Annotated in this window: 17 protein-coding genes and 1 other RNA gene; 8 read left to right on the top strand and 10 right to left on the bottom strand. The window is 40.9% G+C overall.

Annotated features, from left to right (window positions below; all coding sequences use genetic code 11):
- From ABF638_RS11275 to ABF638_RS11260, 4 genes are all read left to right on the top strand, one after another.
- Window positions 1-605, top strand: a 605-nt coding sequence (locus ABF638_RS11275) for a hypothetical protein (protein WP_435022818.1), incomplete at its 5' end; no start/stop codon positions are given.
- Complete coding sequence (locus ABF638_RS11270; protein ID WP_084227029.1) at window positions 569-751, top strand: DUF6760 family protein; 183 nt, start codon at window positions 569-571, stop codon at window positions 749-751. The genes ABF638_RS11275 and ABF638_RS11270, both read left to right, overlap by 37 nt.
- Window positions 748-2739: an FHA domain-containing protein gene (locus ABF638_RS11265; protein ID WP_435022817.1), complete on the top strand. Its 1992-nt coding sequence runs from the start codon at window positions 748-750 to the stop codon at window positions 2737-2739. The genes ABF638_RS11270 and ABF638_RS11265 overlap by 4 nt, the downstream gene beginning before the upstream one ends.
- A 193-nt stretch (window positions 2740-2932) precedes the next feature.
- Entirely contained in the window at window positions 2933-5113 is a 2181-nt protein-coding gene (locus ABF638_RS11260) for a CHASE2 domain-containing protein (protein WP_435022816.1), read from the top strand.
- Window positions 5114-5224: 111 nt separating this feature from the next.
- On the opposite strand, the gene ABF638_RS11255 is transcribed toward ABF638_RS11260, so the two are convergent.
- Window positions 5225-5677 (bottom strand): Hsp20/alpha crystallin family protein, encoded by a 453-nt coding sequence (locus ABF638_RS11255; protein ID WP_435022815.1) that lies wholly within the window; start codon window positions 5675-5677, stop codon window positions 5225-5227.
- A gap of 593 nt (window positions 5678-6270) precedes the next feature.
- Here ABF638_RS11255 and ABF638_RS11250 point away from each other — a divergent pair.
- Window positions 6271-6666: a hypothetical protein gene (locus tag ABF638_RS11250; protein ID WP_435022814.1), complete on the top strand. Its 396-nt coding sequence runs from the start codon at window positions 6271-6273 to the stop codon at window positions 6664-6666.
- Between the two features lie 611 nt (window positions 6667-7277).
- Window positions 7278-8006 (top strand): hypothetical protein, encoded by a 729-nt coding sequence (locus ABF638_RS11245; protein WP_435022813.1) that lies wholly within the window; start codon window positions 7278-7280, stop codon window positions 8004-8006.
- Between the two features lie 65 nt (window positions 8007-8071).
- Here the strand turns inward: ABF638_RS11245 and ABF638_RS11240 are convergent, their stop codons facing one another.
- From ABF638_RS11240 to surE, 3 genes are all read right to left on the bottom strand, one after another.
- Window positions 8072-8854 (bottom strand): MGMT family protein, encoded by a 783-nt coding sequence (locus ABF638_RS11240; RefSeq protein WP_435022812.1) that lies wholly within the window; start codon window positions 8852-8854, stop codon window positions 8072-8074.
- Window positions 8855-8872: 18 nt separating this feature from the next.
- A complete protein-coding gene (locus tag ABF638_RS11235) occupies window positions 8873-9526 on the bottom strand; it encodes a PAP/fibrillin family protein (protein WP_435022811.1) in 654 nt (217 codons plus the stop codon).
- Window positions 9527-9634: 108 nt separating this feature from the next.
- Window positions 9635-10315 carry a 5'/3'-nucleotidase SurE gene (gene surE / locus ABF638_RS11230; RefSeq protein ID WP_435022810.1) on the bottom strand — a complete coding sequence of 227 codons (681 nt, stop codon included), beginning with the start codon at window positions 10313-10315 and terminating at the stop codon, window positions 9635-9637.
- A gap of 528 nt (window positions 10316-10843) precedes the next feature.
- Here surE and psb32 point away from each other — a divergent pair.
- Window positions 10844-11581, top strand: a complete 738-nt coding sequence (psb32, locus tag ABF638_RS11225; protein ID WP_435022809.1) for a photosystem II repair protein Psb32 — start codon at window positions 10844-10846, stop codon at window positions 11579-11581.
- 88 nt (window positions 11582-11669) lie between these two features.
- On the opposite strand, the gene ABF638_RS11220 is transcribed toward psb32, so the two are convergent.
- The 3 genes from ABF638_RS11220 to ABF638_RS11210 all read right to left on the bottom strand — a co-directional run bounded on the left by ABF638_RS11220 (window position 11670) and on the right by ABF638_RS11210 (window position 14199).
- On the bottom strand, window positions 11670-12053 hold the full coding sequence (locus ABF638_RS11220; RefSeq protein ID WP_181931627.1) for a DUF4346 domain-containing protein: 384 nt from the start codon (window positions 12051-12053) through the stop codon (window positions 11670-11672).
- 89 nt (window positions 12054-12142) lie between these two features.
- Window positions 12143-13324: a GNAT family N-acetyltransferase gene (locus ABF638_RS11215; RefSeq protein ID WP_435022808.1), complete on the bottom strand. Its 1182-nt coding sequence runs from the start codon at window positions 13322-13324 to the stop codon at window positions 12143-12145.
- A gap of 134 nt (window positions 13325-13458) precedes the next feature.
- Entirely contained in the window at window positions 13459-14199 is a 741-nt protein-coding gene (locus ABF638_RS11210) for a RibD family protein (protein ID WP_435022807.1), read from the bottom strand.
- Between the two features lie 296 nt (window positions 14200-14495).
- Between ABF638_RS11210 and ABF638_RS11205 the strand changes: the two genes are divergently transcribed.
- Window positions 14496-16613 carry a sensor histidine kinase gene (locus tag ABF638_RS11205; RefSeq protein ID WP_435022806.1) on the top strand — a complete coding sequence of 706 codons (2118 nt, stop codon included), beginning with the start codon at window positions 14496-14498 and terminating at the stop codon, window positions 16611-16613.
- Between the two features lie 48 nt (window positions 16614-16661).
- On the opposite strand, the gene ABF638_RS11200 is transcribed toward ABF638_RS11205, so the two are convergent.
- The 3 genes from ABF638_RS11200 to rnpB all read right to left on the bottom strand — a co-directional run bounded on the left by ABF638_RS11200 (window position 16662) and on the right by rnpB (window position 19140).
- Window positions 16662-17750, bottom strand: coding sequence for a Gfo/Idh/MocA family protein (locus tag ABF638_RS11200; RefSeq protein ID WP_435022805.1), 1089 nt, complete (start codon window positions 17748-17750; stop codon window positions 16662-16664).
- Window positions 17751-17842: 92 nt separating this feature from the next.
- Window positions 17843-18562 carry a ribonuclease III gene (gene rnc / locus ABF638_RS11195; RefSeq protein WP_435022804.1) on the bottom strand — a complete coding sequence of 240 codons (720 nt, stop codon included), beginning with the start codon at window positions 18560-18562 and terminating at the stop codon, window positions 17843-17845.
- Between the two features lie 143 nt (window positions 18563-18705).
- Window positions 18706-19140: RNase P RNA component class A (rnpB, locus tag ABF638_RS11190), an RNA gene on the bottom strand.
- Window positions 19141-19188: the final 48 nt, after the last annotated feature.

The following is a 19188-nucleotide window of genomic DNA, read 5'->3' as shown; positions in this document are numbered from 1 at the left end:
AAAGCCTCATTAATGGAGTTCAAAGCCTCATTAATGGAGTTCAAAGCCTCATTAACGGAGTTCAAAGCCTCATTAGCCTCGTTCCCAGCCTGGAGGCTGGGAATGTATTCCCAGAGGTTCTACCTCTTGTCAACAAAGAGGAGGCAGAGCCTCCCAGAATGGGTTCCCAGCCTTCAGGCTGGGAACCAGTCAATTTCCAATTCCCAATGCCCAAATTACCTATGCGCCGTAAAAAGGATACTCTCTGCACAGAATTTGCCTTCACTCTTCCTAGAGGATTGAGTGATGGCGAACAACGAGTACATCGTCATGGGGTGATGCGTTTAGCCACCGCCAAAGATGAAATTTTGGTGCAACAAGAACGCGGAGTGCAGGAAAATCCAGCTTACGGTGTTTTGGTGATGCTTGCGCGGGTTATCACTCGCTTGGGCAGTTTCAATTCTGTTAGTCCTGATTTACTCGAAGGACTGCTTTTACATGACATTGCCTATCTCCGAGAATTTTACAATCGAATTAATCAGCAAGGCAATGTACATATTCCGACACAATGTCCCCACTGTAATACTCAATTTTCAGTGGAGCTAGAACTAGCGGGGGAGTCCTAAGCTACCCCTCTGATACTTTATATGAGGAGGTAGCTTTTATTGCTTATCATTTCCACTGGTCACAAGATGATATTTTAAATTTAGAACACACTACCCGTCAGCGCTGGGTAGCGGAAATCAATAAAATTAACCAAAAATTAATATGAAAGTAAAAGTTAGCTACTCACCAACTTTAAATGAAGTCAATGAAGTTGACCTTACCATAGAAACTACACCGAGAGGAGAATGGCTAATAGGTCGTTCTCCTGATTCTGATTTACTTCTAGATAGTCCTGATATCAGTCGGGTACATGCTAAGTTTTTTGTGAAAGGTGGAAATTACTACTTCTCTGACCTTGGCAGTAGAAATGGCTCAATATTTAATGGGAAACAAGCTGAAAAAGATCGACCATATTCTTTGAGCGATGGAGATGTTATTCGGATTGCAGATTATGTTTTGATCTTAGAAGCAGTTGCTCCCGCTTATGAACAACCAGAGACAGTCTTTAGAATTATAGATCCTTCACTGTTTTCTCGACCGCGATCGCCTGAAAATATCAGCACTCCCAACGTTGCTACACCAGCCCCAGAAGTAGTCAACGAAGTTGCAGCGCCAATTACTCCCGAAGTAGAAGCACCTTCCCCAGAAATCAGCGAAATCTCCGAAGTTGTTTCTAATCAAGGTGATGATGTCATCCCGGTTGTTGAGATAATCGCCCCTGAAAACATCATTCAGTCACCAGAAGCAGTCAGCGAAGTTCCACACGATGTTCGTGATGAAATTGTGGATTTGCGTTTAGTTACAACAGAAGTCAGCGCAGATAGTGAGGAAGTAGAAGTTGCAGAAGTCAGCGAAGATGGTGAGGAAGTTTCTTTTACTGTAGCTGATGATGCGATCGCTGCACCTGAAAACATCATTGAAACTCCTGAAGAGGAAAGTATCCTTCCAGAAGCTACCGACGACGAGATTGCAGAGTTAGAAGCAGCACTGGCGGCAGAATCTACTATCGTCCAGCAGCGTGATACAAGTGCCATTCCAGAAGCTAGCTACGATGAGTATGCAGAGTTAGAGGCAGCACTGGAAGCAGAAGTCACTTTCGTACAGCCGCGTGATATTTTCAACGAAGTTCCTGCACAGAAGAGTACCATTGCAGAATCTACTTCCGATGAAGATGCAGAGTGGGAGGCAGCACTAGCAGCAGAAGTCACTTTTGTACAACCGCGCGATATTTTTTATCAAGTATCCGAGGAGGAGAGCGTCATTCCAGAAGCTACTCATAATGAAGTAGTAGATTTGGATACGCCAGTCGTAGAAGAAGTTAGTGCAGATGTTGATGAGGCTATCAGTCAAATTCCTGAAGAAGCGGATATTCAGCCGGAAGAACCCTTGAGCCAAGCGACACAAGACATCAGTGATGAATTGGTAGATTTAGATATATCATTTACAGCAGAAGACAGCGCAGATGTTCATGAAGTAGAATCTAGTTCTGCTGCTGATGAAACAGTCAATGAAGTTCCTGAAACATTGACTACGCTTGATGATAACGTCCCGGAAGTTTTCAGCAGTCAATACATTGATTCAAGTAATACAAGTACTGAAGAAGTCAATGTAGATGTTGATGATGTTTCTGCACAAGTAAATGAAGTTTTTAACTCAGCTGACATTCAATTTTTGGAAACAACAGAAAGTGGAGCTACCGAGAGTATCAGTCAGACTAGTGAAGAAGTTACTGAAGTAAAAAAAGATGAGTTTCAGGATACTCCAGAAGAAACGCTCATTGAAAGAAATATAGTACTCATTGCTCACGAAAGCAAGAAATCAGAACTTGCTGAATTTGTTTGTCAACATCAGGAATTTTTCTCAGAGAGCTTTACAATTACCTGGCCATCTGTTAGTGAAGTCTTACATCAACAAGCAGGGATAACTATTAGTCAACAAACCCCTGCACCAACTTCTGGAGGATATCAAACAATTGCTTCATTGGTTGGAGCAGGAGAAATTTTAGCAGTTATTTTCCTGAGAGATTTGCTGCAACCCCAGTCTGGTCAAGCAAATGAAGAAGCATTGCTGAGATTATGCACTATTAATCAAGTTTTACTGGCAACTAATTTGCCAACAGCAGAGGCGATCGTGCATTATCTTAAACAGATATAGCAATCATAGATGAGTTACGAACAAAAAGATCCCCGACTTCTTAAAGAAGTTGGGGATCTTGGCATTTCAGTGCTTGCAAGTAAAATATAATTACTATATTTTTTGAAAAGTTGCAAATTGCGTAGAATAATTTCAATAATAAAAATTCATCTAAAAATATCCGTATATTTTAAAGTAAAACCTATTTAAAAAGATGGTTGCAAATTATAAAAGTTTATTTAGACAGCCAGTTATTCTTTCAAGTGCGATCGCTACACTTTTACTAGTAGGCATTCAAAAACTTGGGGTTTTCGAGCCTCTGGAAATGAAGGTCTACGACCAAATGATGCAATTACGTGCCGACCCAGGCCCAGACGCTCGTCTGTTGATAGTTGCTTTAAGTGAAAAAGATATCCAAAAATGGAATTGGCCCCTGTCTGGTGAACTTCTAGACCAACTATTAGGCAAACTTGAAGCTTATGAACCGCGAGCCATTGGTCTAGATATTTTTCGTGACTTACCAGTACAGCCTGGTCATGAAAAACTCCTGCAACGCCTACAACAGAGCGATATCATCATTCCTATCTGCAAACATTCTGGTTCTAACAATCCGGGAATAGCGCCCCCAAAAGGGGTTGAAGCAGAGCGAGTAGGATTTAATGATGTCGTAGAAGACACTGATGCCACAATTCGCCGCAACCTATTATTGGTAAGTGCAGAAGAGTCCGATTCTTGTCAAAGTACTTATTCTTTTAGCTTACAACTCGCACTCAAATACTTAGAAGTTGGAGGCATCCAACTAGAATTTACCCCAAAAAAGGAACTACAACTACGAGATACTGTATTTAAACCTCTGCAAAGTAACGCTGGCGGTTATCAAAAAGCCGATACCAATGGCTACCAAATCCTGCTTAACTACCGTTCTGGTCATCAGGTCGCCCAGCAGGTAACTATTACAGAAGTACTTGCAAATCAAGTTAAACCAGATTTGGTCAAAGACCGCATCGTTTTAATTGGTTCAACAGCCAATAGTTTAAATGATATTTTTAATACGCCATTTGCTAGTGGTAAGTCAGATAATTCTGGCAAAATAGCCGGAATTGAAATTCATGCCCACAGTGTTAGCCAAGTTCTCAGTGCTGTTCTTAACAAACAGCCTCTATTTTGGTTTTTGCCTGAGTGGGGTGAAGTCCTTTTGATATGGGGATGGACTTTAGTTGGTGGGTTGTTAGTATGGCGAATTCAACATCCACTAGGCTTAGGATTAGCAGGAGCAACAGCCCTTGCAGTGTTATTTGGAGCTAATTTTGTCATTTTTACCCAAGCTGGATGGTTGCCAGTAATATCTCCGGCGTTGGGGTTAGTATTTACCGCTGGGAGTGTCCTTGCTTATACTGCTTATCAAACGAAGCAAGAGCAAAAAGAAATTACCCAACGGGTTCAAGAACACCAACAATTAATTGTGGAATTGCAAGGTCTTTTACGACAGCGCGGCAATGCTGCTAATGAAGCACCAACGGTAATTGCTGATTCCATTGGGCAGGAAATCTCGCTAGGCACGTTACTAAACAACCGCTACAAAATTACTCAACCCTTGGGTTCTGGAGGATTTAGCAATACTTATTTGGCTGACGATATCCAGCGCCCTGGTAATCCGCAGTGTGTGGTTAAACAGTTGCGACCTCCCCGCCAAGATGCAGAATATTTAAATGTCGTCAGACGCCTATTTGATGCTGAAGCAGAAATTTTAGAAATTTTGGGTAAGCATCCACAAATTCCCCAATTGCTAGCTTTTTTTGAAGAAAATCGACAATTTTCTTTAGTCCAAGAATTTGTTCGAGGGCACGCTATGGATAAAGAGCTATCTTCTGGGAAACGACTCAAACAAGCTGAAGTTGTAGAGATGCTCAAAGAAGTTTTAAACGTGCTTGTTTTTGTTCACAGCTATGGCGTCATCCATCGAGATATTAAACCTAGTAACTTGATTAGACGAGAATCAGATCAGCACATTGTTTTAATTGACTTTGGTGCTGTTAAACAGATTCAACCTCAGCAGCAAGAAGCTCAGACTATTTCAATTGGCACTCCTAATTACGCACCTTCTGAACAAATGAGCGGATTGCCAAAACTGAACAGCGATATTTATGCGTTGGGAATTATGGGAATACAAGGTTTAACTGGGGTAGAACCAAGAGAATTTCGTAGAGACACAAACACTGGTGAAATAATTATTTCAAAAGAATCTGATGGAAATCAACAGGTTTGGCAACATTGGCGCGAACTAACTGAGGCTACAAACGAATTAGTGATTATTTTAAATAGAATGGTACATTTTGACTTCACTCAAAGATATCAGTCAGCCGCAGAAGTGCTGAAAAATCTCGAAAGTATTTAGTACTTTTTTATCAACGCTAAATTGCTTAGAAAAAAGCCTGGTCACTCGCATGACCAAGCTCTTAACTATTTCAACCAATCATTGGAGGTAAAGTAGTCTGATCGCAAACCATTAGTTAGCACGTTGTTCCAAATTAACCTTAACAACTTTGTTCTTTTCTTGCTCAGTTTTAGGCAGTGTCAGATTCAAGATACCGTCTTTATAATCTGCCGTAACGTTAGTATTTTGAATTCGAGCCGATAGAGGAATTACGCGTTGAAATTTGCCGTAATGAAACTCACTTCTAGTAACACCTTTTTCCTCTGTTTTAGTTTCCGACTTCCGCTCACCGCTAACGTAAACAGCATCTTCCGTGACTTGCACATCCAGGTCTTTCGCTTCTATTCCTGGCAGTTCTAACTTCAGATGAATCGCATCTTCAGTTTCTTGTATTTCGGCAGCAGGAACTTTGCTCAAGCCTCTTTCCAAGAATGTAGATGGTAGTCTGGTATCTTCAAATAAACTATTGATTTGATTTTGTAGAGTGTCAATTTCTCTCCAAGGATTCCAACGAACTAGTGTCATAACCCTTCCTCGCATCAGTTAGCTTTTACTTAATCAGTTTTGCACTTCAACTTGTGCTTACATATTCATATTATGTAGAGTTAAACCTGCTGTAAGTTCGGTTAATATCACCAAGTAATTGATGATTGCCGTCCCAAAATAGACGTGAGAAATAATTACGGTTTACTATAATTTGTATGTTCGGTAAATTCGACTAGACAGATTAGATTCAATTATAGTTAAGCAATAAATCGGCTGTTGAAGGAGATAGTACAGAAATGCAACGCCTGGGTTGGGCTACGCCTCTAACTGAGTGCCAGCACTGCATAAATTTTTAGATTACCTCAGTTAAATATATATCTGTTCAAGTTTATCCTGAACTTTACTCCCAATTTATTAACCAACACAACATCAGCGATGAAACTCTTTCCCTCGCTCAATTTTCCACACATTGTTGATTTTTTCAATTATTGGACTCAACTAGCTCACCCGAACGGGTGAGGAACAAATCAACCGTTCAGGTGACCTGAGTGCAGGAGGTTAAGACTGATAAAAAATAAGACTCTATTACTCAAGAACACTAACTGCACTTAATTTTAACTAAAGATAATCCTATGAAACTCTCCACATTGATAGATTCTGTACTCATTGTTACTTCTATTGCTTTATTGCCTGGAATCGGTGGCGCTCAAATAGCTACTAATAATAGTGGCGAACTTATAGCTATCAACTCTAATAATTTATCTACTCATTCTACGAACGTCAGCTACCTCAAACCCTTTGATGCTGCATTTCTCGCTTATCAAGGTAATCTGAAAGCACAGGGTATTCCTAGTGGTAGCGCTTTGGTATTTCAATACCAAACAGGAAAGCTGACTGCACTAGATGTAGTTAAGGCTGCTGTCAACGCGAAAAAGTTACCAGTACAAGCTTTGAATGATAGAGGTTATCTAAATGCTGTTGAGTCGCAGCTGACATCATTTGACAACACCAGTAATTTATCTTACTAAATACAGCGTTGCCGTAATGGATTATAAAATGCTGTACTATCATCTCGTTGCTTTGATTAGAAAATCCGTCACAAAGCAGGAAAAGCTGCTGTCTTTCCTCAATTACTATCCCATTAGCAAAAATTACTTTAACCCCTTCTAGCTTAGAGGGGTTTTTAGTTGGTGCTACGGTTGCTGCTTGCTCTAGCGCACCTTTTCGAGAGAAAACGGGGAGGAAATGCGATCGCCACTTCGCACCGTGCATTTGAAGCCTAGTATTTACTTGTAGAGTGCTTCCTGCTACCACCAAGGTACGTAGGCGTAGCCCGTTAAAGACATCGCTCTCACAGTGGGGCCGATCACACAATACGGTTCGGATAAGCTCTCTTCACTTGCTTTATGACCTGGGAATTGGTTTTGGGGTAAGGGGTAAAAGATGTATTTAAAACCTTTCCCCGTTCCCCTTTCCCCTTTAACCGAACCGTATTGGCATATCACACTCCTGAAAAAAAGTGTGGAGTCACAAATTATTTACTGTTCTATCAAATTAACGTTGTTAAGTTACTCAGCAGGTGTAGTTCTCACCTCCAGGCTGTACTAAATATGTGACGCGAAACAGGAGTATAGATACGTTGCTAAAGCTTTCTCCAGACTCTCCTCTATTTCTTGTATTAATAATTATTAGTTTTCTAATAGTAACTTTGTCAACTTGGTTATCATCTAAACCATTTCTTTTAAAACCATTTGGGCTTAATGATATTGTCCAATTACTCTCATTACAACTATTTATTTCTTTGTTGTTGGAACGTTCATTAGAAGTTTTTCTAACTACTTGGCGCGGTTCATTTATCGAGCAATTAGATATTAGTATTAGGCAAGAAAAGACTCTAGTTTCGGAGAAAATAAGACTTATGGAAGCCCAACAGAAACAGTTTCCTTCTTTAGAATCAAATCAAATCAGTGGATTACCTCCTGAAGGAATGAGCCTAGAACAGCAAATCATTCAAAATTTTACCCAAAATCAACAAGACTCGTTAAAAATATTCAAACCACAAATTGATGATATAAATGAAAAAGAGCGCCAAAGAGCGGCCTATAAATCTGATACACGAATAATTGCCCTATGGACATCCCTTTTATTCGGTCTTTTAATGAGTGCAATAGGTATTCGCTCAATTGAACCACTTGTAGTTATTGATTTAGATAATTCAATCCAAGTAATTATTTTTCGTTGTTTAGATGCATTGTTGACAGGAGGTTTAATTGCAGGAGGTAGCGAGGGAATTCATAAGCTTATAAAAGTTTTTATTGACTTTATGGAAGCTACATCTAAGCAAATCAAAAATCAGGGATTATCTTGATGAAATTAAGCATTTTCCCTACCAAAATACTAGGTTATATTACAAATATCATGAAACCAATAGTACTATTCTAAATATAGAGTGTAATCTTCCCATAGATAATCTTTAATATCTACAAAATTTTTGTTTAAGTTTCCCAATACATCTGTCTCAGATAAAACCTTAATTCCTTCAGCCTCTAACTTATTTTTTTGTTGATTAACATAAGTTATCAAATAGCCTTTAGAGTCTAATATTCTATGTACCGGATAATCAGTATCCGAGGTTTTTTTCAGGTAAGTAGGAATAGCTCTTAGATAACTATTATCTACTCCTATCCCTTTGATTATCTGTTTATATGTAACTACTTTTCCACTTGGAATTTTGATGATAAAATTTAGGAATCGTTGATATGGATTTTCAGATAGTGCAGGAAATTCATTAGTTTTAAGCTGAAAATTACTACCAACTTGGATTTTACCTGATTTAATAACTATACCTAAAATTCCTCTTTTATATTGGATGGTTTTTAATGATTCTACCAAGTGGGCTATTCGCTTACAAGGTTCGCAGTGAAAAGTTAGACGAATTGCCGCACCACTTTCAAAGGTTAATAGAGATCCAGGGATAAAATTATCAAATTCTATACCTGTAACTACAATATTTTCTCGCAAATCTCCTGGCTGAATTGATAAGTCTAAAATATCTTCATTCCTAACGATTAAAATTTGCCTGGGACTTATAGGATCGGCATTAATATCTCCTTCTATACCATGACCTACCTTTAAATTTAATGTTTTAAGCTCTACCATTGCAGAACCTGATTTTACCTTTCTGAAAAGATGAATTGTTGAGAGAGCCATATTCATTCGGTGGAGCGATCCATTTCAAGTTGAGGAGGTGAATTCAGGTAAATCATCGGATTTACGAAGAATGAATAAACTGCCATCTCCTCCACGTCCAATTCTTAAGGTTTCATCTAAGTAAGTAATATCCAGTGTGGGAGTTCTACTAGTAGGATTATTAGCTGGGACAACCTTAAATGGATTGAGTTGAGGGGTATTAATGCCAACAATCTTCTCAATCGATAGGTAACGTTTGTCAAAATAGACGTTGATCCGTTTGTTCGCTAGAAGCTCGAAATCTTCTTTGGCTGGCTCAAAGCTAGCTGTCACTTTGACATATCCCGATACTATCCCCAGAGGATGTTTAACTTGAGCTAGATTGAAAAAAAATTTATTTGCAACATCAATCACTTGATAAACTTTACCCAGCTTTAATCCGAGTGGGAGAGAAACTAAAGAACGGATTTCTCTAGCTGTGGAGTATTGCAGTTGCCAAGTTCCCGCCAGCAAAGAAGTCGCGTAGAGAAGAGGATGGGAATTAGGATTGACGCTCTCTAGTTCCGTCGTCAATTGTTCAATTTCTGCGGCTAAGGTTTTATCTAGCTGCAAATCGGTAATGGGAGAGCCATCGCTTTTTGTTTGAATCTTTTCAAGCGTGGCTTGTAATTTTTCCTTAATTGAAAGTTGATTGTTCAATGGTTTTACCAGATTTCAAATTCTTGAAAATTTTGATCGCGATCGCACAAACATAGTCATAGCTCTCCCCAATGTCCAAATAGCCCTGCAATTAAGGCTAACTGAATGTCAAACCCTTAACTGAGTTACGGCGATATTACCGGAAAAACATACATCCACATCGCTACCAGGAGTGCGATCGCGTTTGCCATATTCCCCTACATAATAAAAATCGTCGCCTTCAATTCGATAGTTCACGGGCAAAGGTTTGGTACAAGCTTGGCAAAACACCACATTAGGATCTGCTTCTCCTGGTTGTAGATGGGGTAAGTTGACATTCCAGAAACTTCCTGGTTCTAGAGGACGCTTGAGCAAGTCCACTAAAACTTCAGCTGTGAATTTGGCAGCTAGATCCCAATCAAAATCCTGGTTGGCTTTGCGATAGTGAGAAATAGCAATTCCGGGTATACCGTGCATTGCAGCTTCCCGTACAGCCGCAACTGTCCCAGAAATATAAGCATCTACTCCCAAGTTACCCCCAGCGTTAATACCTGAAAGCACAAATTTGACATCTGCGGTAATTTGTGTAATTGCAATTCTCACACAATCTGCGGGAGTGCCTGCGATCGCATACTCAGTCTCAGAACGTCGCTGGAGGTTGATGGCACGAGTGGTAGTAACTTGATGTCCACACCCAGATTGGTGATCAGCAGGAGCAGCGATAATAGTATTTTTGCCGTTTACAGCTTTCAGCAGCGCTCGGATGCCGGGGGCATCAATACCGTCGTCGTTAGTTAAAATTATGGTCATGTATATATTATTGATATAGATTTAGCTAAATTATCAGAAAAATGCAGATATCATCCATCAAAGGGTATAACAGCAAAAACTACTTGCAGATATGAAAAAATATGCTTGATTCTGCCAAAAATATTGATCATACGATATGATTTCTAGATGGTTTGCAAATTCCGCCCTCAGTATTTGGGTTAATCCCCAAAATGGGCGGTATTTCTTGTGACTAGCAAAAGTGTTAGCGTCAAGTTAATGCTTGCAACCGCCATTATCACAAGTTTGTGCATTGAAGAAGAAGTCAGAATTCAGGAGTCAGAATCAAGACGCTGCGCTATCCGCCAATCATACAGAATTCATTTTGTTAGCGGGGCGTTTAGCCCATTCTGACGACTGACGCCTTTATTCTGTTTGATCAAAAAATCCCGTACAATCTATATCTGCTAGTAGTAGCAGAAATTTAATACTTGAGAAAACCAGGAACGAGGTGATTTTTGCAGTGGTTCTGTAGTATTTTGGGTGCAAGTCTGTCTTAGGGATCACACAATGAAACAGCTCCTCAAACAACTATTTAGCAGTCAAAAACACCTCATCCGGCTAATTCTACCTTTGGTGATGGTTATTTTAGCAGCCTCACTGTTTGCTACACCTGCTTTAGCCACAGGTGTGTATCAAATACCCAATCTCAAAGCAGGGAATGACACCTGGGTTTTAGATCAAGCTGAAGTCATCAGCCGTCTGAATGAAGGCAAGATTAGCAGCGCTTTTGAGGATTTGGCAAAGCAAACAGATAAGGAAGTTAGAATTGTTACTGTTCGCCGCCTCGATTATGGCGAAACACCAGAAAGCTTCAGCAAAGAACTGTTTAAAAAATGGTTTCCTACTAAAGAAGCCCAAGCTAATCAAACCTTATTGGTTATTGATACGGTTACCAATGGTACTGCCATTATTTCTGGGGATCAAGTCAAGCCTTTACTCACAGACTCTATTGCCGAGAGTGTCGCTACTGAAACAGTAAGTGTGCCGTTACGCAATGGTAACAAATACAATCAGGCATTTCTAGATGCGAGCGATCGCCTTGTCGCCGTTCTCTCTGGCGAAGCCGATCCAGGCCCACCCAAAATAATTGATAATGTGCAGGTTGGAGGCACTTTCAAGAAAGCAGAAGAAACCAACCAAGGTAACGCGACTGCTTGGGTAGTAGGATTGTTAATTGCCGCCACCGTTATCCCAATGGCGACTTACTATATCTATCAGATAAATCAGCCATCATCTAATGGGTAATGGGAGAATCATTCAATTTTAGATTTTAGATTTTAGATTTTCCTTCAATCCAAAATCCAAAATCCAAAATTAAAAATCTAAAATTGGCTTAATCCTGAACATACTCTTGTTCTGTAACTAAAGCCACCTCAGCCCGAACAAATTCTCGACCTAAATAAGCTGCATGATTTAATTGAGTTACAACACAGGGCTGAGTTTCTTCAAAAATCTTCACGCAAAGTTCTTTCGCCGTCCTCGCACTAAAAACTGTCGTGTAAGTTCGTTCCACCTTTTCTCGCGCCGGAATTACCTTTCCCGTTTCGGGATCGACAGCTAAACCGCGATCGTCAATTACATTTGTAAAATGCTTGGCATAAATTAACCTTGCATCTCGATCCAAGTAAATAATGAAATATCCACCGGGATCAAGGTCAATATGACGCTGGGAAAGTTTATCATCAATTGCGACCAAATTTTCAACTATTAAATCCATAAACATTATAAAAAGAAATTTTCTTTCTTGAGGGTTTTTATACTCTATATCAAGTGTAATTCGTCGTTCACCCTCTACCTTGGCAAATATTAAGAATCTCGGTTACTAAATGGCAACTCTGCATTAATGTCCTCAATCTGCTGCTGTTCGAGTTGATTCACTTCCTTAATATAGGGACGGATAATTTGTCCTAAACGATTATTGTAAAATCTGTGCAGACTGTGATTGGGCATAGCTGGGAAACCGCGCCGTTTTTTATGGCGTCCACCTGCGCCAGGATCAAAAATTTGGATGCCGTTAGCGATCGCCCACTCAATTGGCGCATAATAGCAAGCATCAAAATGTAAGCAATCTATTTCTTGAAAACTCCCCCAATAGCGTCCATAGAGTTTGTCATCTTTAAACAAACAAAAGGACATTCCTAAAGGATAAGAGTTATCTTGTTCGCTATATGCAGCAATAAACAAGACTCGATGGCGATAATCGGTGTATAGCTGCTCAAAAAACCGCTGTGTCAGATACTTGCTACCCCACCAGCCAAACTTATCACAGGTGTCAGCATAGAATTGGTGCATCAAGGGAAATAAAGACTGAGGAATTTCATCACCAGTCAACGGTTGTAATCGTAAACCTGCTTTCTCCACAGCTTTGCGTTCCCGCTTGATATTGCGGCGCTGATTGGCATTAAACACCTGCAAGTAGTCATCAAAAGTTTTAAAGCCAGCATTTTCCCAGACGTAGCTGTGGTGCAGCCAAGTTGTAAAGCCATGCCGTTCCAGCATCGGACGCCATTGGGGATCAACGTAGAGAAAATGACAGCCAGAAATTCGATTTTTGGAGCAGAAAGTGTCAATTTCATGCACCATCATCGCGGTGATTTCATCCTCATCTTCTCCTGGGGCAATTAGAAACCGATAACCTTCAGCGGGAGTAAACGGTGTCATTCCCAGCAATTTTGGGTAATATTGGACTCCGATGCGATCGGCTAACTCTGCCCATTGGTGATCGAAAACAAATTCACCAGAACTATGTCCTTTAAGATAAAGTGGCGCAGCAGCAATCAGCGTTCTATCTCGCCACAATGTCAAGTGATTTGGCAACCAACCAGCTTTAGCCGTAGCACTCTGGGAAGTTTCGAGATTGTTTAGCCACTCCCATTCTAAAAACGGTGTTTTGAGTGGCATTGCCAAAGCATTCCAGGCATTTTGGGGTACTTCAGCGATTTTGTTCGTCCAAACGACAGAATAGCGAGGCTTAAGTTGTTCCACCATATTAGGGGATTGGGGAGTGGGGGAGTAAGAATTTTAGATTTTAGATTTTGGATTTTAGATTGAAATTTAATCCAAAATCTAAAATCCAAAATCCAAAATTGAATTGCCCAATAAATAACTTAACTTAGCTTAATCTAATCTGCTGATCGTTGTAGGCGATAGTGCAAAAAGACTTCTTGCTCAACGGTATGAACTTCTAGTAGTTGCAACTTGGGAGCTAAATCGGGTAAAAATCCTTTCCCTTCTACAGGTGTTGGTGCGGTATTACCACCTAAAATCAGCGGACAGACAGTCAGCCATAATTCATCAATTAAATCTAATTGCAGTAAAGAAGCGACTAATTCACCTCCACCTAAAACTACCAAGCGTGTTATATGTATATTGGCTAGATATTTTAAAGCTGCGGGAATGTCAATTTCTCGTGTTGGTGTTTCAAAAACCAGAATCTGCTCAAATTCTGGAGGACACTCCTGTGATCCGGTTCCCAGAGTTGAGTGAAATGTCTGTAAGCGTTCTTTCCATGAAAGTGATCCCGCTGTTGTCGTGAGCAGCCAACGTCTAACTGGTTGCTTAAAAAAGTTAATTTCCGGATTGAGGTTTGCAGAGTGTGTAGTCACTATATGAACTGGCTGCGGAAGCTTTCCCCCTTGCGCCCGAAGTTCTACTAAAGTTGGATCTGATACAGTAAGTGTTGTTCCATAGGCCCGGAGAGTACCAGCACCGAATAAAACAGCATCAGCGGCAGCGATTTGTTTTTCTAAGTGTGCTTTATCAACCCTTGAGCCAAACCGAGCAGGCGATCGCTTAAAATCTGCTATTTTGCCATCTGCACTCATTGCTAAAACAACTGTAGTATGAGGACGATGTTGCAACATTAGATTGGTTTGATAGTTTGAATATTCTCTTTGCTAGTGTGTAGATTCTCAAAAAAAAGTCTATGCTTGCAAGGTAATATTTCCCGATTTTACCACTGTATTTCTATGCAACACAAATCGCTTTTCCATTTACCATACATGAGTTTTGGTATACTACGTTTCTTTTTAAATTATAGCAATTTGTTATTTTTAAACATTGAAAATAAAATTCTGATAATTTAATAAAATGTCTCATCTAGCTCGTCTAATTACATATCTTTGCTGTTGTGGTTTGCGGATGCAAAGTGAGACACTCAATGACTAATTCCCGCCAATCTTCCTTTCGTCGGATTTTAGTAACGAGAATATTGCTGCTGTTTGTTCCAGTTTTACTTATAGGTGAGATTGTTGCCTTGAATAAGGCACGTTCTAGCATATTGGGAACTGCACGTCAAAATTTAACAGAAAGCGCCATCAGTAAAGGACAGAGAATTGAAGATGCGATCGCTCTCTTAAAAGCTAATTTGTTGACTGTAAGTAAAACAACAGTAATTCCATCGGGTTCGCTCATACAAGAGCAAGAAATTCTCACGCAGTTAAAGCAACAACTTCCACCAAGTGTTGAGTGCATCCAATTAACGGATCTGCTAAACCAGAAAATAATTGCTAATAGCTGTGGGGATCAAGCAATTGGAAAATTGACATTACCTTTACCTAGTGAAGGAATTGATGTCAAAACAATCTTCCCGTCAAAGACAGGAATGACTGGTAAAAGAAACACACAAAATCAACTGCAAGTAGTGCTATCTGCACCAGTCTCCGATAGCCAAAAAAATTCAATTTATAGTTTAAGTATTCAGTCTGCATTATACCAACAAACCTTAAATCCACCAGGATCGCTCACAGGTGCTATGGTAGTGATTGCTGAAGATGGGACGGTTTTGGCGCACCCATTGACAGGCTGGGTGGGAACTAATATTAATCAACATCCAAATTCTTCTCAATTCAAGAGCATAATTAAAAATGCCATTGCAGGACGAAAAGATTCAATAAATTTATCTTTTACAGATGGTAAAGAATTATTGGCTGGCTATACAGCTATTACAAATCCACTTACTCAACAACAGCAGGAAAAATGGATAGTCTTAGCTGTTACTAGCGTCGATAATGCGCTTTTTGGTTTAGAGGAAATCAAACTAATTCTCATCGTTTTGACAGTCGGTTTAATTGGTGCAAGTTTATTAGCATCCCTATATTTAGCTCCTTACTTGGCACGTCCTGTAGAAGAATTGCGAGACTACGCTCTCAATATTCACTCTCACCACGCCGCACAACCAGTTCCGCAGAATTTTCAAATCCGGGAATTCAATCAACTGGCCCAAGCATTAAACCAAATGGTAGAAAGGCTCAAAGCTGGGGCAGAAGAACTAGAAATAGCTTGGAAAGAAGCAAAAAGCGCTAACCAGATTAAAAGCCAGTTTTTGGCTACGACTTCTCATGAATTGAGAAACCCATTACATACTATTATTAGCTGCATTCGCGTGGTTAAAGATGGCTTATGTGATAGCCGCGAAGAAGAAATGGACTTCCTCAAACGTGCCGATGAAACAACAATTCATTTGCTAAGTATTATTAATGATTTACTCGACATTTCTAAAATCGAAGCAGGTAAGCTTTCTGTAGTCACCACACCTCTTGACCTCCGACAAATATTGTTAGAGGTGATTAATTTACAATCCGTTAATGTTCAACAAAAGGGCTTGCAATTGAAATGCGAGTTAGATCCTCAAGCAATACCAATTAAAGCAGACGCAGCAAAACTGAAGCAGGTGCTAATTAATGTTATCGGTAATGCCACTAAGTTCACCGACACAGGAAGCATCACCATTGCTACAGAAATTCAATCTAGTAATGTGGTGGTAGTAGTCAAAGACACAGGTATAGGAATTGATCCCACTCAACAGCACAAACTATTTCGCCCATTTGTGATGGTGAATGGCACAACCAGCCGCCAGTTTGAAGGCACTGGACTGGGACTAGCAATTTCACGAAACTTAATTGAACTTATGGGAGGTAGGATTACTCTTGAAAGTACGGGACTTCATCAAGGTACGACACTGAAAATTACCTTACCATTGATTGATATCTCGCTGTTACCTGTTCCCAAGAAAGAAGAAAATATAGGGGATCTTGGATTTTCCTCTGGGAATGAGGGAGCAAAAGCAAGCCATTACCCTAGCCTACAAGAGCCTGTGAGAAGTCCCTCTTTGAAGATTAACAAATCTGTAAAAGCAGGTGTAGACAAAGAGAAGCCCTCAAAGTTCCAGTTACTACTTGGGAACGAGACTTACGAGATTAGTCTTTCGCCACAGCAAACTCTCTTGGTAACTCTTCCCAAAGCAGAAGTTTATGCAAATTGGACTTCTAAAAGGTAATCCTTGGTAGATTGTAATTTAAAAAAGAAATTTGAATTTTCCAGAATATTAAGGTTGAGAGCGCTTGTCAATAAAAACAGGTTGGCCGCCTTGCTCAAGAGATGCTGTTAAAGCAGCAAGAATTTCTACTAACTCAGTGCCTACCCAGCCAGACGAAACCTCTGAGGGAGTATTGTTAAGGATAGAGACAACAAAGCGATCGCAAACTCGCCCCAATGGTTCCCCTGGCTCTAATTCCAGCACCACCTGCTTTTGATTCACAGGAATAAATTGATTTCCCTGCTGTTTAAACTCTCCATGCAGCAGGGTTAGAGGTGATGATAGTGACATTTCATCAAAAATCAAGCTGCCAAGACTACCTACAATCCCCAACCGTCGCTGCTTATCAGGATTCAGCCAGCACAAATGAATATAAGCTTGAAAGCCATCTGGGTATGTCAGTGTTAGCCATACTAAATCAGCCAAACCTTGAGGCAGAGGAGAATTTATATCTTTCTTCCCCTCTGCCCCCCTGCCCCCCTGCTCCCCTGCTCCCTGTAGCCACACCGTACCGGTTGCTTGTACTTTCACAGGAATCTGACCTAGCCAAGCGTTAAAGATAGCAATATCGTGAATAGCTAAGTCCCACAATGCATCAACATCTTGCCGGACAGGCCCTAAATGGGTGCGCGTCGCGTAGCCATAGCGTAAATCTCCTAATTTCCCCGCCTGTACTACAGTTTTTCCTCGCTCAACTGCTGGGTGAAATAAATAAGTATGGTCAACCATGAGTATTAAATGATGCTGCTCTGCTAGATGGCAAAGTTCTCGGCATTCTACTGGGTTGAGAGTTAGAGGTTTTTCTGCCAAAACATGGCATCCCTGTTGGAGAGCATCTTTAATTAAATCATAGTGAGTGGTAGCCGGAGTTGCGATCGCCACTCCTGTCAATCCTGGCACTTTCTTTAAATCTTGCCAATGAGTTGTTAATAATACATTTTCATCTAAATTAAACTGCTGCTTTACCGCCGCTAATCGTTCTGGATGAGGATCTACTACAGCAACTACATTTACTTCGGGATGTGCTAAGAAATTTCGCAGCAGATGCACTCCCCAACGTCCAACTCCGATGACAGCAATTTTAATTTGGTTTGTCATTAGTTATTTGTCACTTGTCATTGGTCATTAGTCATTAGTCAAATAACAAATGACTAGCAACTGATTATCAGTTTATTTGTAATCTTTTGAGTTCAGGGGTTTTCCGGATTAGAGATTGCTAAAAAAGCTACCTTGGCTGCGGCTTGTTCAGCGGTTTTGATTGAGCGTCCCTTACCAACTCCTAGCTTGTTTTCGTGCAGCCACACTTCAGCCACGAAACGTTCATGATTACGGTGCGGTTGACTAACTTCCACAACGCGATACTCTGGTAAAACTTTAAATTGTGCCTGAGTCCATTCTTGGAGAGCAGCTTTGTAATTAAGTCTGGCAGGATCAAGGCGAATTTCTGTTGCTAATTGTAGGAAGTGGGGATCTAGCCAAGAGCGGATCAGTTCTAGATTTTGAGTACTTAAGTAAAGCGCACCCAGAACTGCTTCAAAAGCGTCTGCTAGTCGTGACTCTAGACCAACTTTATCAGCGGTAGCACTGCCAGCAACGAGTAAGTATAACTCCAAACCATAAGTTCTGGCCAATTGGGCGAGGATGCGATCGCTCACCAATACCGAACGAATTGCCGCAAAATCCCCTACGGGACAATCAGGATAATTTTCCCATAACACAACAGCCGACACCAGGCGCACCACTGCATCGCCAACAAACTCCAGCTGTTCATAATTTGCCGAATCAGAAACAGTGGGATGAGTTAGCGCTAAATCTAGCAGTTCCCACTTTATAGGTGCTTCTAGCGACAAACCTAATTTTTGGACTAAACTTTCAAGTTGCCGTTGACGGCGTGGATAGGGAAGGGACATTACATAACAAGGGGAAGGGGGCAGGGGGAGCAGGGGGCAGGGGAGGCAGGGGAGGCAGGGGAGGCAGGGGAAAAATACAAACTTCTAACTCTTGTACAGACGCGATTCATCGCGTCTCTTCTAACTCAGCACTAAAAAAAAGGGGGAGAGAGCAGTACATAAGCCGGGTTCTGTTCTCTTGCGAGGGCAGTTATCTATCTGGGACGCCTGTTACCAGACGCCTCTAGCGGCTCTCATTGAGCGGAACTGGTAAAAGACCAACCATAGTTCCTATCGCCTTGCTCCCAACCGGGGTTTACCGAGCCAGCACCTCTCGATACTGCTGGTGCGCTCTTACCGCACCTTTGCACCCTTACCAAAGATTGGAGAGTGGGGAGTGGTGAGTGGGGAGTGGGGTTTTTCTTTCCCTATTCCCTATTCCCTATTCCCTATTCCCTATTCTTGGCGGTATCTTTCTGTGGCACTATCCTCACGATCGCTCGCACTGGACGTTATCCAGCAAGTTTGGTCTTTCGGGAGTCCGGACTTTCCTCAAACCAGTGACTATGACTGATCTGCAACCGCCTGCGTCTACTCTCTCCTTAGATCCAGTGTAATCTTGGATGGCATAGTCTGTCTGGTTGATA

This window comes from Nostoc sp. CALU 1950 (assembly GCF_051172895.1).
Taxonomy (GTDB): domain Bacteria; phylum Cyanobacteriota; class Cyanobacteriia; order Cyanobacteriales; family Nostocaceae; genus Nostoc; species Nostoc edaphicum_A.
The sequence above is the reverse complement of the archived record's forward strand: the minus strand, read 5'-3'. Positions and strand labels throughout refer to the sequence as shown.

Excerpts from the sequence above, each read along its gene's own strand:
- ABF638_RS11265 (WP_435022817.1), top strand. The coding sequence starts at position 748 with ATGAAAGTAAAAGTTAGCTACTCACCAACTTTAAATGAAGTCAATGAA.
- ABF638_RS11260 (WP_435022816.1), top strand. The coding sequence starts at position 2,933 with ATGGTTGCAAATTATAAAAGTTTATTTAGACAGCCAGTTATTCTTTCA.
- ABF638_RS11255 (WP_435022815.1), bottom strand. The coding sequence starts at position 5,677 with ATGACACTAGTTCGTTGGAATCCTTGGAGAGAAATTGACACTCTACAA.
- ABF638_RS11250 (WP_435022814.1), top strand. The coding sequence starts at position 6,271 with ATGAAACTCTCCACATTGATAGATTCTGTACTCATTGTTACTTCTATT.
- ABF638_RS11240 (WP_435022812.1), bottom strand. The coding sequence starts at position 8,854 with ATGAATATGGCTCTCTCAACAATTCATCTTTTCAGAAAGGTAAAATCA.
- surE (WP_435022810.1), bottom strand. The coding sequence starts at position 10,315 with ATGACCATAATTTTAACTAACGACGACGGTATTGATGCCCCCGGCATC.
- psb32 (WP_435022809.1), top strand. The coding sequence starts at position 10,844 with ATGAAACAGCTCCTCAAACAACTATTTAGCAGTCAAAAACACCTCATC.
- ABF638_RS11220 (WP_181931627.1), bottom strand. The coding sequence starts at position 12,053 with ATGGATTTAATAGTTGAAAATTTGGTCGCAATTGATGATAAACTTTCC.
- ABF638_RS11215 (WP_435022808.1), bottom strand. The coding sequence starts at position 13,324 with ATGGTGGAACAACTTAAGCCTCGCTATTCTGTCGTTTGGACGAACAAA.
- ABF638_RS11210 (WP_435022807.1), bottom strand. The coding sequence starts at position 14,199 with ATGTTGCAACATCGTCCTCATACTACAGTTGTTTTAGCAATGAGTGCA.
- ABF638_RS11205 (WP_435022806.1), top strand. The coding sequence starts at position 14,496 with ATGACTAATTCCCGCCAATCTTCCTTTCGTCGGATTTTAGTAACGAGA.
- ABF638_RS11200 (WP_435022805.1), bottom strand. The coding sequence starts at position 17,750 with ATGACAAACCAAATTAAAATTGCTGTCATCGGAGTTGGACGTTGGGGA.
- rnc (WP_435022804.1), bottom strand. The coding sequence starts at position 18,562 with ATGTCCCTTCCCTATCCACGCCGTCAACGGCAACTTGAAAGTTTAGTC.